Below are 1,063 nucleotides of genomic sequence, written 5' to 3'. Positions count from 1 at the left end.
CTACATGCCCGTCGCTGCTGCTTCAGGCCACAATCGTTGAAGCCCTTCCTCGCTTCTCATCTTGCAAGCTTTTTACGCCGACAACTTCGTATTGCCGCTGCCGCTTGGGCACCGTTTTCCCATGGCCAAGTACCGGCTGTTGCGCGACCGCCTGGTCAACGAACTGTCGGCCGTTCGAATGGCGCAGGCACCGGCCGCCACCGATGGTGAGCTCGCCCTTGTTCACACGCCCGCCTATATAGATGCGATCATGCACGGCACCTTGCCGGCGCCCGCGCAGCGCGAGATCGGCTTTCCCTGGAGCCTGGGCATGGCCGAGCGTGCGCGCCGCTCTGCCGGCGCCACCGTTGCAGCGGCCCGCGTGGCGATGGGGCCAGGGGGCAAACGGGGCGAGGGCGTTGCAGCCAACCTGGCCGGAGGTACGCATCACTCGTATGCCCACAAAGGCGGCGGCTTCTGCGTTTTCAACGATGCGGCGGTGGCCGCCAGGCTCATGCAGGCGGAGTGGGCGCGGCTGCACCGCCACGAGCGCAAACCGCTGCAGGTCGCCATCATCGATCTGGATGTGCACCAGGGTAACGGCACTGCCAGCATCTTTGCCGCGGACACCAGCGTGTTCACGCTGTCGTTGCATGGGCAAAAGAATTTCCCGTTTCGAAAAGAAGCCAGCGACCTCGATGTGGACTTGCCGGACGGCTGCGGCGATGCAACCTATCTGCAGGCGCTGGAGCATGCGCTTGACGAGCTGGAGCGGCGCTTTGAGCCGGGGCTGGTGCTGTTTCTGGCGGGCGCCGATCCGTACGTGGGCGACCGGCTGGGACGGCTGGCCCTGAGTTTTGACGGTCTGGAGGCGCGCGACCGGCGCGTCTTCGACTGGGCCTGGCAGCGCCGCATCCCGCTGGCGTTTTCCATGGCGGGTGGCTATGGCATCAACATCGACGAAACCGTGCAGGTGCAGATGAACACCTACCGGGTGGCGCTTGAATACAGGAAGCGCTGGAATCCGTAGCGTGGGTCATCCAGCGGGGATTGCAGCTACATTGCCAGGGCCATCCTAGGTGGC

General features: G+C 64.7%; 1 protein-coding gene. It reads left to right on the top strand.

Annotated elements, in window-relative coordinates; translation table 11 throughout:
• Positions 1-61: 61 nt before the first annotated feature.
• Entirely contained in the window at positions 62-1,009 is a 948-nt protein-coding gene (locus tag AC1DWI_RS24205) for a histone deacetylase family protein (protein ID WP_477726047.1), read from the top strand.
• The last annotated feature ends 54 nt before the right edge of the window (positions 1,010-1,063 follow it).

The organism is Polaromonas sp. P3_C2 (assembly GCF_056402675.1).
This window is presented reverse-complemented; position numbering and strand designations above follow the sequence as displayed.